We start from the raw sequence: 15,081 nt of genomic DNA on the forward strand, positions 1-15,081 counted from the left end.
CGCAATTCGCGTTACACTTGCGCCCTTTAGCGCCCCAGTCCGGAGTTGTCATGTCGTTTACCTGTCCGCTTTGCCATCAGCCGCTTACGCAGATTAATAACAGCGTTATATGTCCACAGCGCCATCAGTTTGATGTGGCGAAAGAGGGCTACATCAATCTGCTGCCGGTACAGCATAAACGTTCGCGCGATCCGGGCGACAGCGCCGAAATGATGCAGGCGAGGAGAGCGTTTCTTGATGCGGGCCATTATCAGCCGCTGCGCGATGCCGTGATTAACCTGTTGCGTGAGCGGCTGGATCAGTCGGCCACGGCGATTCTGGATATCGGCTGCGGCGAGGGGTATTACACTCATGCTTTTGCCGAGGCGTTGCCGGGAGTCACCACGTTTGGACTGGACGTTGCTAAAACGGCGATCAAAGCGGCGGCGAAACGCTATTCGCAGGTGAAGTTTTGTGTGGCGTCAAGCCATCGACTGCCCTTTGCCGATGCGTCAATGGATGCGGTGATCAGAATCTACGCCCCGTGTAAGGCGCAGGAATTGGCGCGTGTGGTGAAACCTGGTGGTTGGGTCGTTACCGCCACGCCGGGGCCGCATCATCTGATGGAACTAAAAGGGCTCATTTATGATGAGGTGCGTTTACATGCGCCGTATACCGAGCAGCTCGTCGGATTCACATTGCAGCAGAGTACCCGCCTTGCTTATCACATGCAGCTCACCGCCGAAGCGGCTGTAGCACTGTTGCAAATGACGCCATTTGCCTGGCGCGCCAGACCAGAAGTGTGGGAACAACTGGCTGCCAGCGCCGGACTTAGCTGCCAGACGGATTTCAACCTTCATCTCTGGCAGCGTAACCGTTAACCGTGAAAATGCGTCCAGAGGATCTGGACGCCAATTCCTATCAGTACGACCCCGCCGAGAATTTCAGCACGCTTACCCAGCATTGGGCCGATAAAGCGACCGATCATCATTCCGAGGGTGGACATGATAAGCGTGGCGCAACCGATAGCCAATGCGGTTGCGATGATGTTTACCTGCAAAAACGCCAGACCGACGCCAACCGCCATCGCATCGAGGCTGGTCGCGATAGCCGTCGTGACTAATAGCCAAAAGCTGTGGCGACGTAACGGTGTTTCATCTTCATCACTACCGCCGCGGATACCTTCGATGATCATGCGTCCGCCCAGAAAGATCAGCAGAACAAAGGCTATCCAGTGGTTCCATTCCAGAACGAATTTACTCGCCAATATCCCCAGCCCCCAGCCGATCAACGGGGTCAGCGTTTCAACCGCGCCAAAGATAAGACCGGTACGCAACGCTTCTGAGAATTTGGGTTTATGTAGGGTGGCGCCTTTGCCAATTGATGCCGCGAAAGCATCCATCGACATGCCGAAAGCGAGAAGAACAGTAGCAGTAAAGTGCATGACAGCGTCCTGACCGGGGTATCCATTAAACACATCACTGCCCCCAGCAAACATGCATGTCGCCATTCTGTGACGAAATACACAGCAGTTGATGCGCCTATGGTCTCGCCTGACCAGCGGCGGCTGGTCCGTACGCGCCACGTTTTGCAACGAGTATGTTGACACGTACATTTCCGGAGTCTGGAAATCGGCTACTCCCCAATTGACGGCGCAACATTAACATATTTTTAGAATATAAAACAACAGCGATAAAATATTATTTGTCTTTCAATTGAAAACGATTTTCATTTAGATTTATTCATCAATAAAACGTTAAATTAAATAACAATTGGTCAATAGAAAATATAGCCTTAGCTATATTATGATTCGAAATAAAATTCGAAAAACATAGTTGAGGCTATATCTTAAGCTATTGATTTTCAATAAGAAGTTTATATATTTTTTCCAGATCGTCGATATTGCGTACACGGATAAGCAAGCGTCGTTGTTCTAATTGCATCACCAGTACGCCGTCTTCCGATAAATTCATCTCTTTAATACGGTTATATTCTATCCAGACATTGGCGAAGAAAAAGCCACGTTGTTTAAAGATGATCCGTGGCGTGCGGATCCAGAATATATAAAACCCCATTAACGCCAGCGCGCTTAATAACCATGTGGTCATCTGCGCTCCGTGGCTGGTTACGTTGTTATAAATAAGGATGGCGACCAGCCCAACGAAGATAACGCTGTCTACGCGACCGCGGCGGAGCAGGGCTATAGAAAGCAGAGTGGGGCCATTGCGACGGGGCATGATGAACTGATCGTAGAGAGCGTAAGCCAATAATGCGGCAATAAAGAGAATCAGCACCAGGTCCGTGATAGTCATTTATCCTCCAGAGAAATAAAAAACGGGGCCGTTTGGCCCCGGTAGTGTACAACAGCCTTACTGGCCCAGCAGTCCTACGGAGTAGCCGGCGATACCAATGACGAAGAAGCCCACGATAATCCACAGCGGGTTAACTTTCTTACGCAGCAGCCACATACAGGCAAAGGTCAACAGTAGCGGAACCAGACCCGGCATCAGCTGGTCGAGAATGGTTTGCACGGTGGTAACGCGTGTCTGACCATCCTGACCGGTGATGGTGGAAACCACCAGCGGGATATTCACATGCGTCCACTTGTTAACCAATGCCCCCATGACAAACAGGCCGAGGATTGACGCCCCCTCAGTCAGTTTTTGCAGGAAGCCGCCGCCCATATCTTTAACGATATCGACGCCTTTGCGGTAGCCATAAGCCACGCCATAATAACGGGTCGCCAGACGCACCAGGTTAAACAGGATGAAAAACAGCAGCGGACCAAGCAGGCTGCCGCTCATTGCAATACCTGCGCCCAGCGCCGCGAATACTGGACGGACGGTACCCCAGAAGATAGGGTCGCCGACGCCTGCCAGCGGTCCCATCAGACCGACTTTGATACCGTTGATAGCGCCATCGTCAATCTCTGCACCGTTCGCACGCTTTTCTTCCATTGCAAGGGTCACGCCCAGTACCGGCGCCGCAACGTAAGGATGAGTGTTAAAGAACTCCAGGTGACGTTTAATCGCCTGTTTACGCGCGTCATTATTCTCCGGATACAGGCGACGAATCGCCGGCACCATAGAGAAGCAGAAGCCCAGCGCTTGCATACGTTCGAAGTTCCATGACCCCTGGAACAGGTTAGAACGAAGAAATACGCCGCGAATATCGCTCGGAGTGAGTTTTTTCTCGGTGGTAGTTTTAGTCATATCAACCATTTCGCTCACCTGTTAGTCCAGTTCGTTATCGAGATCGTTATTGCCAGCAGCCGCTGCAGGCGCGCCCGCTACACGGTTGTATTTCGGGCTCAGCTGGATGTAAAGAATAGCCATCACTGCGCCGATGACACCCAGTGCGACCAGGTTGAAGTTTGTGAAAGCCGCGGTGACGAAACCGAGGTAGAAGAACGGCATCAGGTAGCCTGCGCGCATCATATTGATAACCATCGCATAACCAACCACGACGATCATGCCGCCGGCGATGTTCAGACCGCCTGTGACGACTTCAGGAATCGCATTCAGCATTCCCTGTACTTCGCTGGTGCCTACGGAGATGGCAACGATAACCGCCGGGATAGCGATACGCATTGCCTGCAGGAACAGAGAAGAAACGTGCAGCCAGGAGAGCGCCGTCAGGTTGCCGTTTTCAGCCGCCTTGTCCGCCGCGTGCTGGAATGCCACGGTGATGGTACGAACGATAATGGTCAGTACCTGGCCTGCCGCCGCCAGCGGAATCGCCAGCGCGATACCGGCGCCAATGCTTTGATGCCCGGCGATGACCAGAACGGTAGAGATGATGGACGCCAGTGCGGCATCAGGCGCAACGGCAGCACCGATGTTCATCCAGCCCAGAGCGATCATTTCCAGAGTACCGCCGATGATAATACCGGTTTTCATGTCCCCCAGAACGGCGCCGATTAAGGTACAGGCGATCAGCGGACGGTGGAACTGAAATTCATCAAGTACCGACTCCATACCCGCGATACATGCGACGATGAACACCAGCACAATCTGAAGAGTGGTAATCTCCATTGTACTTCTCCTATTGCTATCTTAAGTGTGAAAGCTAATTAAATGCCGGCGGTTATTTCGCCACTTTGGCAATTAAATCCATCATTTTCAGTTTCGGATCGGTGGAAACTTTACGCACCTCAAGCTCGATGCCGCGCTCGTTGAGCTTTTTAAAGGCTTCGATATCCTTTTCATCGACGGAAACGGCGTTGTTCACCTGCGTTTTACCTTGACGATAGGCCATACCGCCAATGTTCACGGAAGTGACTTTCACGCCGCCCTCAACGATGCGCTCGACGTCGGTAGGATTGGTAAACAGAAGCATCACGCGTTCGCCGGCGTATTTCGGGTTATTGTAGACGCGAATCATCTTCGCGACGTCAACCACATGCGCCGTAACGCCCGGCGGCGCAACTTGCGTCAGCAGCGTTTTACGAACGGTATCCGCCGCCACTTCATCGCTCACAACAATAATACGGCTGACATTGGTCTCTTTGGTCCAGCGGGTAGCGACCTGACCGTGAATGAGGCGGTCATCAATACGGGCAAGCCCGATAACCATATAATCATTCGGGCCCATCGGTTTTGCCGGTGCGGCCGCTTTTGGCGCGGCGGCGACTGGCGCTGGCGCGGCTTTTTCTACCGGTTTCGCTTTCAGCGCTTTTACGCCTTCACGACCGGTTTCTACCGCCAGTGCGACCAGCTCGTCAAAGCTCGGATCGTCGTCACGAGCCATAAACGTTTCGACCAGCATCGGGATGTTGACGCCGGCAATAACTTCATAGCGCTCTTTATCGACGACAATGCGGCTGGCAGCATTAAACGGACTGCCTCCCCATGTATCAACGAGAAATAGCACGCCTTTACTGGTATCGAGTTTAGCCAACTGAGCGTTGTACTTTTCGATCAGCGTTTCGGCATTTTCGCCTGGAACGAAATCGATCCAGCCGACGTTTTCCTGCTCGCCTAACAGCATTTCGGCTGTTTTAAGTAACTGCTCTGCAGCCCAACCATGTGTGCCTATAACAATAGCAATGGTCACTTGCTACCTCCTTTATTATTGTCAACACATCAACTTGACAGATGTATTTTTTGAATCGCCGTCCGCAAGCGAATCGATTCAGATGAGGGTTACAACGAAAAACGCATGATTTTCGTGAATTATTTTAGATATCGAAAAAAATATTTTGTGTGATGGAGATCCGTAATTTTGTTTTCGATAATGAGAAATTTCGAAGTGTAAAATATCCTGGTTACATCTCTTTGCAAAGGAAGGTAAATCTTTGCCAAAAACCAGTTGTCTCTGTTATGTTTAGCTTCCGTTTAATTAGAATGGGGTATAGGGCAGCAGCCCGTTGTATGGATCGTCACCGACGTCATTTCACTCTTTGGCCGTTTTGCGCCTGTCAATCTGGCATATCTTGCCATAGCCTTACTTTGTTTATTGCGTTACCGCCTGCATCCTTTGAGATGTTGTGGGCGCCGTTTAGTCATTCCTTAAGCAGGAGCTTGTCATGGAATTATTAATGGATCCCTCAATTTGGGTGGGTTTACTCACGCTCGTCGTCCTGGAAATTGTTCTGGGTATCGATAACCTGGTCTTTATCGCGATCCTCGCCGATAAATTGCCGCCAAAGCAGCGTGACAAAGCGCGTCTTATCGGGCTCTCGCTGGCGCTGATTATGCGTCTGGCGCTGCTGTCCATTATTTCGTGGCTGGTGACCTTAACAAAGCCGCTCTTTACCGTCTGGGATTTTACCTTCTCCGGCCGCGATTTAATTATGCTGCTGGGCGGTATATTCCTGCTGTTTAAAGCGACCACCGAGCTGCATGAACGTCTGGAAAACCGCGAGCATGACACCGGACACGGTAAAGGCTATGCGAGCTTCTGGGTGGTAGTCACGCAGATTGTCATCCTGGATGCGGTCTTCTCGCTGGACGCCGTGATTACGGCGGTAGGTATGGTAAACCATCTGCCGGTTATGATGGCGGCGGTGGTGATTGCGATGGCGGTGATGCTACTGGCGTCAAAACCGCTGACCCGTTTTGTCAACCAGCATCCGACGGTGGTGGTGCTCTGTCTGAGTTTCCTGCTGATGATCGGCTTGAGCCTGGTGGCGGAAGGGTTCGGTTTCCATATTCCGAAAGGCTACCTGTACGCGGCAATTGGTTTCTCGATCGTTATCGAGGTGTTTAACCAGATTGCGCGCCGCAACTTTATTCGTCATCAGTCCACGTTGCCGCTGCGCGCGCGTACTGCGGACGCTATCCTGCGTCTGATGGGCGGTAAACGTCAGGCGAGTACGCAACATGAGACGGATAGCCCGGCCGCGATATCGGTGTCGGAAGGCGCCTTCGCCGAAGAAGAACGCTACATGATTAACGGCGTACTGACTCTGGCGTCGCGCTCCCTGCGCGGCATTATGACGCCGCGAGGCGAAATTAGTTGGGTGGATGCGAATCTCAGCGTAGCTGAAATCCGTCAGCAGTTACTCTCTTCTCCGCATAGCCTGTTCCCGGTATGTCGGGGCGAGCTGGATGAAATTATCGGTATCGTTCGCGCGAAAGAGTTGCTGGTGGCGCTGGAAGAGGGCGCGGACGTTGCGGCTATCGCCGCGTCTTCCCCGGCGATAGTGGTGCCGGAAACGCTTGATCCTATCAATCTGTTAGGCGTTTTGCGTCGCGCGCGCGGCAGTTTCGTTATCGTCACTAACGAGTTCGGCGTGGTGCAGGGGCTGGTTACGCCGCTGGATGTGCTGGAAGCGATTGCCGGTGAGTTCCCGGATGCCGATGAAACGCCGGAAATCGTTGCCGATGCCGAGGGCTGGATAGTGAAGGGCGGCACCGATCTCCATGCGCTACAGCAGGCGCTGGAAGTTGACCATCTGGTGAACGAAGAGGGCGATATTGCGACGGTCGCGGGGTTAGTGATCGCCGCTAATGGCCATATTCCTCGTGTTGGCGATGTCATTGATGTTCCGCCCCTGCGGATCACCATTGTCGAGGCCAACGACTATCGTGTCGATCTGGTTCGAATTGTTAAAGAACAGCCTGCCCACGACGAAGAGGAATGACGTCACACGCAGGAATCAAGTCTATAGATGCGGCATCGCGGACATAATCTGTCCGTTATGCCGGGCGGGCGGCGGCGCGCTGCCCGCCAGCCACTGTGGAAATTCGCTAATGGGCATCGGCTTCGCATAGAGATAGCCCTGTAACATTTGCACGCCATGCTGGCGCAAATGCTGTGCCTGCGTCTGGTTTTCGACCCCTTCCGCAACCAGTTCAATATTCAGTCTTTGCCCCAGCGCGATAATAATATCGGTCACCGTTGAATTGACCGCATCGGTACCGATGGCGGCGGTGAAGGATTTATCGATTTTCAAAATATCCGGCCGCAGTTTTTCCAGCCAGGAGAGCGAGCTGTTTCCTGTGCCAAAATCATCGATGGCTAACTTCACGCCTTTACGATGCAGCTCGCGCATCAGGCGGTAATCAACGTCAAGCAACGCGTCGCGTTCCGTGAGCTCCAGCACCAGTTGCTGAACAGGTTCCGCACTAAACCAGTACTGATTAAGATCCTTGAGAAGCACGCCGTGTCGGAAATGGCTTGCCGCCACATTGATGCCGATATGAAACTGATGGTTGATGGGGAAGTAGTGCCGCTGCCGAATGGTTTCCGCAATCACATAGCGGGTCAGCGGCGCTATCAGGTTATGCTCCTCGGCGATAGGAATAAAAACATCCGGTGAGATCCAGCCCTGGCGCGGGTTATTCCAGCGTAACAGGATCTCAACGCCGGTACACTGCTGCGTGCGGGCATTAAGCAACGGCTGACAAAATAGCTCAAACTCCCGTTCGGCAAGGGCCAGATTAATCTCCCAGGAAAAGCTCATTCTGCTGGCCGTTGCCAGCCAGGCGATATAACCGATCAACAGGCTAAGCAATACGGCCAGCGGTAACTGTGTCGGGAGATGTTTGAACGCCAGTACGCCTGCCGACGGCCCGCTGACGCTGATAGTAAAAGGGAAATGCCGCGATGAAAGCTGGTAACGCTCTTCATCTTTTTTTAATTCCGGAAGAGTATCGACCACGCCCCGACCATATAACAGGTGCCGTTTGCCGACCGTCAGGCTGGCGCTGGTAATTTGCGGCTGCTGCGGCTCAAGTAGCATAGTCGCCAGCAAGTCAATATTCACAATTTCCATCACGCCATCCTGGCCATCGGCAGAGGCGGGATACCACTGAATGAGGATCGGGCTTCCCTTGAGTAACGATTGGTCCGTGGAAAGTAGCAGCAGATCGCCAGCTGCGGGAAGATCGGGCTGAAGCTGGCGTATGGGAGTGTTACGGGCGCCAAAAATGCTTGAGCAGTAGAGAATTCCCTCTTTTACCAGCCCGATAGAACGAATGGTTTGCAGGCGGGCGGCTTGCTTACGCAACGGCAAATGCGCGGTCGCGCACGGAAGCTCAAGTAAGGGTAGCAGTATGTTTCGTCCGACCAGGAGAGGATGCAGCACATTATCCAGCGCATCAACGGCATGATTCGCGAATGCAACCGTGCGATGGTGATTTAAGTTCCGCTCCGAAATAAATCGGATGCTCAGCGTAAGAATGAGCGTGACCAGTGCACAAATCGTGCAAACAATGAAACGATTACGGCGATAATGATTGATGATCCGTTGTGCTGTTTGCATGCGGGCCGCCCAATAAGCGTTGGCGACAAAAGCCAACCGCGACACAGCAAGTGTAGTGGGGAAACGTGGAGTCGACGAGGAAGAGATAAAAATTTCGCCCATCCGTAGCAGATGGGCGAAGGGAGGGGAAACGGCGTTTAATCACACTGGACTTTAATAGCCAGCCCGCCGCGCGACGTTTCACGGTATTTGGCGTTCATGTCTTTTCCGGTCTCGTACATCGTTTCGATGACTTTATCCAACGAGACGCGCGGCGCGCTGGTTCGACGCATGGCCATACGCGCAGCGTTGATCGCTTTAACCGAAGCAATGGCGTTACGCTCAATACACGGCACCTGCACCTGACCGGCAACCGGGTCGCAGGTCAGCCCCAGGTTATGCTCCATGCCGATTTCAGCGGCAACGCAAACCTGTTCCGGGCTGGCGCCCAACAGTTCAGCAAGGCCTGCCGCCGCCATCGAACAGGCGACCCCGACTTCGCCCTGACAGCCGACTTCCGCGCCGGAAATAGACGCGTTCATCTTATACAGCGCGCCAATAGCGCCTGCCGCCAGGAAGTAGCGGGTGTAAATATCCGGGCTGACAGACTCAATAAAATGGTCGTAGTAAGCCAGTACCGCAGGCACGATGCCGCACGCGCCGTTGGTTGGCGCCGTCACGACGCGACCACCTGCGGCGTTCTCTTCGTTCACCGCCAGAGCAAACATGTTCACCCAGTCAATGACGTTCATCGGATCGCTGGAAAGCTTATCGCTGGAAACCAGCATACGACGCAGCGCGGAGGCGCGACGCGGTACGCGCAGCGGCCCCGGCAGAACGCCTTCGGTATTCATACCGCGATCAATACAAGCCTGCATGGTTTGCCAGACGTGACCGAAATACTCTTCAATCTCTTTCTTGCTATGCAGCGCCAGTTCGTTTTGCATCACCATGCCGGAGAGTGAAAGGCCGGTGCTGTTGCAATACTCCAGCATTTCTTTCGCCGATTTAAACGGATAAGGTACAGTAACCTCATTCGTCGCTTCCTGGCCGAAATGTGCTTCATCAACGATAAAGCCGCCGCCGATGGAATAGTACGTCTTGCTATAAATGACCGTGTCGTCATGCCAGGCGTGGATCTGCATCCCGTTTTCATGCAGCGGCAAATTGCCGTTGTGAAAACGCATTCCGTCATCTTTCGGGAAGTCGACTTCGTGACGTCCCTGGGCCAGTAACAGACGCTCGCGCGTTTCGACGTCGCGAATAAAACCGGGGATACTATCAATATCCACGGTAGCGGGTTCATTACCCGCCAGACCCATAATAATGGCGATATCGGTATGGTGACCTTTCCCCGTCAGCGACAGCGAGCCGTAGACATCGACAGCGACGCGGGTAACGTTATCCAGTAATCCTTTTTCGACCAGGTCATCGACGAACTGTTTACCGGCCTTCATCGGGCCAACAGTGTGGGAAGAGGAGGGACCAATCCCTACCTTAAACATGTCGAATAGGCTAATCACGATAATACTCCTGACAGGGCAACCGGGGCTTCCGGTTACGATGTTATAACTGCGCATAGTGTAAGAGGGAACGCTGGCATCAGCTTAACTATTCACATGAATTAAACTAATGAATAACCGCGTTTTTACTAATATTGCGACAGTAATCTCAAGTCGTGTCTTACGCGCGTAAAGTTAAGTATATACACGTTGCCCTTCAGGCTGCCTCTTTGGGGGAGGCGATTGTTACCGCCTTGAGGCAACGTGAATGGCGTTGTGTACAGTCAGGGCTTTACGCCAATTTGCAGCGCCAGCTCACGAAGAATGTTTGCGGTCATGCCCCAGACGAAATAATGCTCATACCAGGAGAGCCATACGCGGTGCGAATTGCCGCGACGGTAAACATCAAGCGGATGATATCGCCCCAGTTGCAACGCTTGCGCCAGCGGCATTTCAAACACCGCAGACACTTCATCTTCACTGGCGCGCCAGGGGAGATTTGGCGGAATAATGCCGACCACCGGGGTGACCTGAAAACCGGTCACGCTGTCTACCGGCGGTAAAACGCCAATCACTTCCACGGCTTGCGGCGGGATGGCGACTTCCTCCTGCGCTTCGCGAAGCGCTGCGGCGATAAGCGAAGCATCGGTACTGTCCACGGCCCCGCCGGGAAAGGCGACCTGTCCGGCGTGTTTGCGCAAATGAATAGCCCGCTGGGTCAATAGCAGCCCCGGCTGGGGGCGGCGAACCACAGGGATCAGTACGGCGGCCTGACGTTGATTCAACGTTTCATGGGGCATCTGCGGGCGCAAAAGCTGAAAGCGCGATAAGAAATGATCGAGCGTCAGACGGCTGGTATCCACGTATTAGTTCTCCAGTGGGTGCAGGATACGATTAACTTTATCAAAAGTTTCCTGATATTCCGCTTCTTCGTCGCTATCGGCCACGATACCGCCGCCGGCTGAGCAATAGAGTTGGCCCTGCGTTGCCGTGACGGTGCGGATAGTAATACTGGTATCCATCTTGCCGCAGAAACTCAGATAACCGATGCTACCGCACCAGGCGTTGCGTCGCTGCGGCTCCAGTTCGTCGATAATTTCCATCGCCCGCACTTTAGGCGCGCCGGTAATGGAGCCGCCGGGGAAAGCCGCGCGCAGCAGATCGGTGGCATGAAGCGAGTCCGGTAAACGGGCGGTAATGGTGCTAACCAGATGGTGAACGGCAGGAAATGGTTCGACGACGAACAGTTCCGGCACTTTCACCGAACCCGGTACGGCGACCCGGCCAATATCGTTACGCATCAAATCGACGATCATCAAATTTTCAGCGCGATCTTTCATTGAGTTGGCCAGTTTCTGCGCCTGCTGACGATCCGCCTGCGGATCGTTAAGCCGTGGAAGCGTACCTTTGATCGGGCGCGTCTGAATATGACCATTCTCCAGTTGGATAAAACGCTCGGGAGAAAGGCTCAATATGGCGCCGTCATGTAAACGAAGAAAGGCGCTGAACGGGGCGCGATTTGCGCGGTTAAGGTGTTCGAAAGCCTGCCACTCATCACCCTCGTAGCTCGCCTGAAAACGCTGGGAAAGATTGACCTGATAGCAGTCCCCGCTGTGCAGCCAGGCCTGCACCTGACGAAACTTCTCGCCATACTCGCAACGCGTCATATTGGATTGCCAGGCCGAGGTAAGCCTGAAGGGCGTGCGGGTCGGCGCGCGCTGGCTGGTGAGCCAGCGATATCGGGCGTCTGCATCGTGATAGCTTATCAGCGATACTACCTGTTTATGGTGATCGACAATCAGCGCCCAGTCGTAAAGGCCAATCGCCATATCGGGTAAAACGATATCGCGCGCGGCAGTATCGGGCAGAATTTCGAAACGCCGCCCTAAATCATAACCAAACAGACCCAGCGCGCCGCCCTGAAAGGGTAAGTCAGGGTCAGGCTGAGGATGAAAAGGCAGCGCCTCCAGTTGAGTCTGCAAAACGTGTAACGGATCGTCGAGAGTGACGGTAGTCGTGCGCGCAGTACATACCGTGGTTTCCTGCGCGCGCGTGGTCAGCGTGGTGACAGGATCGGCGACCAGAATATCAAAGCGGTTATAGGGATGAATAGCATCACCTGAATGCAGCAGCATCGCCCAGGGCAAATGGTTTACGGGCGCAAAATAGTGTTCAGCGGCGTCCGGACGCCAGGGTAAGGTGATAACAGTGGGAGATAACGTCTTCATCATTCCTGACTCGTTACAACACTACTGGCTTACCGCCGGGTAGCGTGAAATAATTAGCGCTAACAATTTAGCAGGAGTTAATCATGTTTGCAGGTTTACCTTCACTCAGTCATGAACAACAGCAAAAAGCCGTAGAACGTATCCAGGAATTGATGTCGCAAGGTATGAGTAGCGGAGAAGCGATTGCCCAGGTGGCGGGCGAACTTCGCGCCAACCATACCGGCGAACGGATAGTGGCGCGTTTTGAGGATGAAGACGAATAACCGGCTTATACCGCCGCGACAATCTTAATCTCAACTTTATATTTCGGATTCATTAACCCGGCCTGTACGGTACAGCGTACCGGCGCATGGCCTGCGACGACCCACGCATCCCACGCCTTATTCATGGCGGCAAAATCCGCTTTATCGCTCAGGAAAATAGTGGCATCCAGAATACGTGACTTACTGGAGCCCTGTTTTTCCAGCACCGCATCAATTTGCGCCAGAGTATTCGCCGTTTGCTCAAAAGCATCGGCGTCCAGGTTTTCCGGCACGCCGGTATACCACAGCGTATTATTGTAGATCACCACGTCTGACCAACGATCTTCGGCATCAATACGCACGATAGACATCACTTATTCCTCATTTGCTTTCCATTTGAATGGCTCAAGACTGCCACAATGTGGCGCCGCCGTCACCTCTGTAACTGGCGTAAGCCTTTCTACCCTGACATAATCCCCTGTGCAAATTAACAGGGGGCAGTGTGACGGACGATTTTGCAGCAGATGGCCAACTGGCCAAAGCGATAACCGGCTTTAAACCGCGCGAACCACAGCGACAAATGGCGGTTGCCGTAACACAAGCAATTGAAAATGCGCAGCCTCTGGTTGTTGAAGCCGGCACCGGAACCGGGAAGACCTATGCTTACCTCGCTCCGGCGTTGCGCGCCGGGAAAAAAGTCATTATTTCGACCGGGTCGAAAGCGTTGCAGGATCAACTCTACAGCCGTGATCTGCCGACGGTAGCAAAAGCGTTGGCGTTTACCGGTAAGACGGCCCTGTTGAAAGGACGTTCAAACTACCTCTGCCTGGAGCGTCTGGAACAACAAGCGCTGGCGGGCGGCGATTTACCGGTACAAACGTTAAGCGACGTGATATTGCTGCGCTCCTGGTCAAATCAAACGCGGGATGGCGATATCAGCACCTGCGTCAGCGTGGCGGAAGATTCCCAGGCCTGGCCGCTGGTCACCAGTACCAACGACAACTGCCTTGGCAGCGATTGCCCGCTCTACAAAGAGTGCTTTGTGGTGAAAGCGCGTAAAAAGGCGATGGACGCGGATGTGGTGATTGTAAACCACCACCTATTTCTTGCGGATATGGTGGTTAAAGAGAGCGGGTTTGGCGAACTTATCCCTCAGGCTGAAGTAATGATCTTCGATGAAGCCCACCAACTGCCTGACATTGCCAGCCAGTATTTCGGACAATCGCTCTCCAGCCGTCAGTTGCTGGATTTAGCAAAAGACATCACCATCGCCTACCGGACGGAACTGAAAGACACTCAACAGTTGCAAAAATGCGCCGATCGCCTTGCCCAGAGCGCCCAGGATTTTCGTCTGCAACTGGGGGAGCCCGGCTACCGGGGAAATTTGCGTGAACTGTTAGCCGACTCGCGTATCCAACGGGCATTTTTACTGCTGGATGATACGCTGGAGCTTTGTTACGACGTGGCAAAGCTGTCGCTGGGCCGTTCGGCGCTGCTGGATGCGGCTTTTGAACGCGCCACGCTATACCGTTCACGGCTGAAACGCTTAAAAGAGATCAATCAGCCGGGATACAGCTACTGGTATGAGTGCACCTCGCGCCATTTCACCCTGGCGCTGACGCCGCTCACCGTGGCGGACAAATTCAAAGAGGTGATGGAACAGAAACCCGGTAGCTGGATTTTTACCTCGGCCACGTTATCGGTAAATGATGATCTTCACCACTTTACCGCCCGTCTGGGAATTGAACAGGCAGAATCCATGCTGCTGCCCAGCCCATTCGACTATACGCGCCAGGCGTTACTCTGCGTACCGCGTAACCTACCGCAAACCAACCAGCCCGGCGCGGCGCGACAGTTGGCGGCTATGCTCAGGCCGATTATTGAAGCCAATAACGGGCGATGTTTTATGCTGTGCACCTCACACGCCATGATGCGCGATTTGGCGGAGCAGTTTCGCGCCACCATGACGCTGCCGGTATTGTTGCAAGGGGAAACCAGTAAAGGCCAACTGTTACAGCAATTTGTTAACGCCGGCAACGCACTGCTCGTCGCCACCAGCAGCTTCTGGGAAGGGGTGGACGTGCGCGGCGATACGTTATCGTTGGTGATTATCGACAAATTGCCGTTTACCTCCCCGGACGACCCGCTGTTAAAAGCGCGAATGGAAGACTGTCGTTTGCGCGGCGGCGATCCGTTTGATGAGGTTCAACTGCCCGACGCGGTGATTACGCTGAAGCAGGGAGTAGGGCGGCTGATTCGCGATGCGGACGATCGCGGGGTGTTAGTGATTTGTGATAACCGGCTGGTGATGCGGCCCTATGGCGCCACGTTTCTCGCCAGCCTGCCTCCTGCGCCGCGCACGCGTGATATCGCCCGTGCCGTTCGCTTTCTTGCGATTCCATCCGCCGAGTAATTTGTTACGGAGTATGGTAAGATGCGCG

15 protein-coding genes are annotated in these 15,081 nt (G+C 53.6%); 5 read left to right on the forward strand and 10 right to left on the reverse strand.

Annotated elements, in window-relative coordinates; translation table 11 throughout:
- Window positions 1-50: 50 nt before the first annotated feature.
- Window positions 51-860, forward strand: coding sequence for a 23S rRNA (guanine(745)-N(1))-methyltransferase (gene rlmA / locus ACLJNW_RS02455; protein WP_023193489.1), 810 nt, complete (start codon window positions 51-53; stop codon window positions 858-860).
- On the opposite strand, the gene mntP is transcribed toward rlmA, so the two are convergent.
- The 5 genes from mntP to manX form a co-directional block, all read right to left on the reverse strand.
- Entirely contained in the window at window positions 857-1,423 is a 567-nt protein-coding gene (gene mntP / locus ACLJNW_RS02460; protein ID WP_001518359.1) for a manganese efflux pump MntP, read from the reverse strand. The two genes, rlmA and mntP, sit on opposite strands and share 4 nt — an antisense overlap.
- A 409-nt stretch (window positions 1,424-1,832) precedes the next feature.
- On the reverse strand, window positions 1,833-2,291 hold the full coding sequence (locus ACLJNW_RS02465) for a DUF986 family protein (protein ID WP_000156280.1): 459 nt from the start codon (window positions 2,289-2,291) through the stop codon (window positions 1,833-1,835).
- Between the two features lie 57 nt (window positions 2,292-2,348).
- Complete coding sequence (locus tag ACLJNW_RS02470; RefSeq protein WP_001518647.1) at window positions 2,349-3,200, reverse strand: PTS mannose transporter subunit IID; 852 nt, start codon at window positions 3,198-3,200, stop codon at window positions 2,349-2,351.
- Window positions 3,201-3,212: 12 nt separating this feature from the next.
- Window positions 3,213-4,013 carry a PTS mannose transporter subunit IIC gene (manY, locus tag ACLJNW_RS02475; RefSeq protein WP_000406918.1) on the reverse strand — a complete coding sequence of 267 codons (801 nt, stop codon included), beginning with the start codon at window positions 4,011-4,013 and terminating at the stop codon, window positions 3,213-3,215.
- 52 nt (window positions 4,014-4,065) lie between these two features.
- Entirely contained in the window at window positions 4,066-5,034 is a 969-nt protein-coding gene (gene manX, locus ACLJNW_RS02480) for a PTS mannose transporter subunit IIAB (RefSeq protein ID WP_000150521.1), read from the reverse strand.
- A gap of 317 nt (window positions 5,035-5,351) precedes the next feature.
- Between manX and ACLJNW_RS02485 the strand changes: the two genes are divergently transcribed.
- On the forward strand, window positions 5,352-5,519 hold the full coding sequence (locus ACLJNW_RS02485; protein WP_370739650.1) for a protein YoaL: 168 nt from the start codon (window positions 5,352-5,354) through the stop codon (window positions 5,517-5,519).
- On the forward strand, window positions 5,507-7,066 hold the full coding sequence (gene yoaE / locus ACLJNW_RS02490; protein ID WP_000421815.1) for a CNNM family cation transport protein YoaE: 1,560 nt from the start codon (window positions 5,507-5,509) through the stop codon (window positions 7,064-7,066). The genes ACLJNW_RS02485 and yoaE overlap by 13 nt, the downstream gene beginning before the upstream one ends.
- A gap of 21 nt (window positions 7,067-7,087) precedes the next feature.
- Here yoaE and ACLJNW_RS02495 read toward each other — a convergent pair whose 3' ends face one another.
- From ACLJNW_RS02495 to pabB, 4 genes are all read right to left on the reverse strand, one after another.
- Entirely contained in the window at window positions 7,088-8,689 is a 1,602-nt protein-coding gene (locus ACLJNW_RS02495; protein ID WP_001192519.1) for an EAL domain-containing protein, read from the reverse strand.
- A gap of 137 nt (window positions 8,690-8,826) precedes the next feature.
- Window positions 8,827-10,191 (reverse strand): L-serine ammonia-lyase, encoded by a 1,365-nt coding sequence (gene sdaA, locus ACLJNW_RS02500; RefSeq protein ID WP_000624274.1) that lies wholly within the window; start codon window positions 10,189-10,191, stop codon window positions 8,827-8,829.
- Between the two features lie 263 nt (window positions 10,192-10,454).
- Window positions 10,455-11,033: a CoA pyrophosphatase gene (locus tag ACLJNW_RS02505; RefSeq protein WP_000381534.1), complete on the reverse strand. Its 579-nt coding sequence runs from the start codon at window positions 11,031-11,033 to the stop codon at window positions 10,455-10,457.
- A 3-nt stretch (window positions 11,034-11,036) separates the two neighbouring features.
- A complete protein-coding gene (pabB, locus tag ACLJNW_RS02510; RefSeq protein ID WP_072209491.1) occupies window positions 11,037-12,401 on the reverse strand; it encodes an aminodeoxychorismate synthase component 1 in 1,365 nt (454 codons plus the stop codon).
- An 80-nt stretch (window positions 12,402-12,481) separates the two neighbouring features.
- On the opposite strand from pabB, the gene ACLJNW_RS02515 reads away from it, so the two are divergent.
- Window positions 12,482-12,661: a YoaH family protein gene (locus tag ACLJNW_RS02515; protein ID WP_000457328.1), complete on the forward strand. Its 180-nt coding sequence runs from the start codon at window positions 12,482-12,484 to the stop codon at window positions 12,659-12,661.
- Between the two features lie 5 nt (window positions 12,662-12,666).
- Here ACLJNW_RS02515 and ACLJNW_RS02520 read toward each other — a convergent pair whose 3' ends face one another.
- A complete protein-coding gene (locus ACLJNW_RS02520; RefSeq protein ID WP_000029550.1) occupies window positions 12,667-13,011 on the reverse strand; it encodes a RidA family protein in 345 nt (114 codons plus the stop codon).
- 131 nt (window positions 13,012-13,142) lie between these two features.
- On the opposite strand from ACLJNW_RS02520, the gene ACLJNW_RS02525 reads away from it, so the two are divergent.
- On the forward strand, window positions 13,143-15,053 hold the full coding sequence (locus ACLJNW_RS02525; RefSeq protein WP_024154649.1) for an ATP-dependent DNA helicase: 1,911 nt from the start codon (window positions 13,143-13,145) through the stop codon (window positions 15,051-15,053).
- Window positions 15,054-15,081: the final 28 nt, after the last annotated feature.

This window comes from Salmonella sp. SAL4457, from assembly GCF_046548235.1.
Classification (GTDB): domain Bacteria; phylum Pseudomonadota; class Gammaproteobacteria; order Enterobacterales; family Enterobacteriaceae; genus Salmonella; species Salmonella enterica.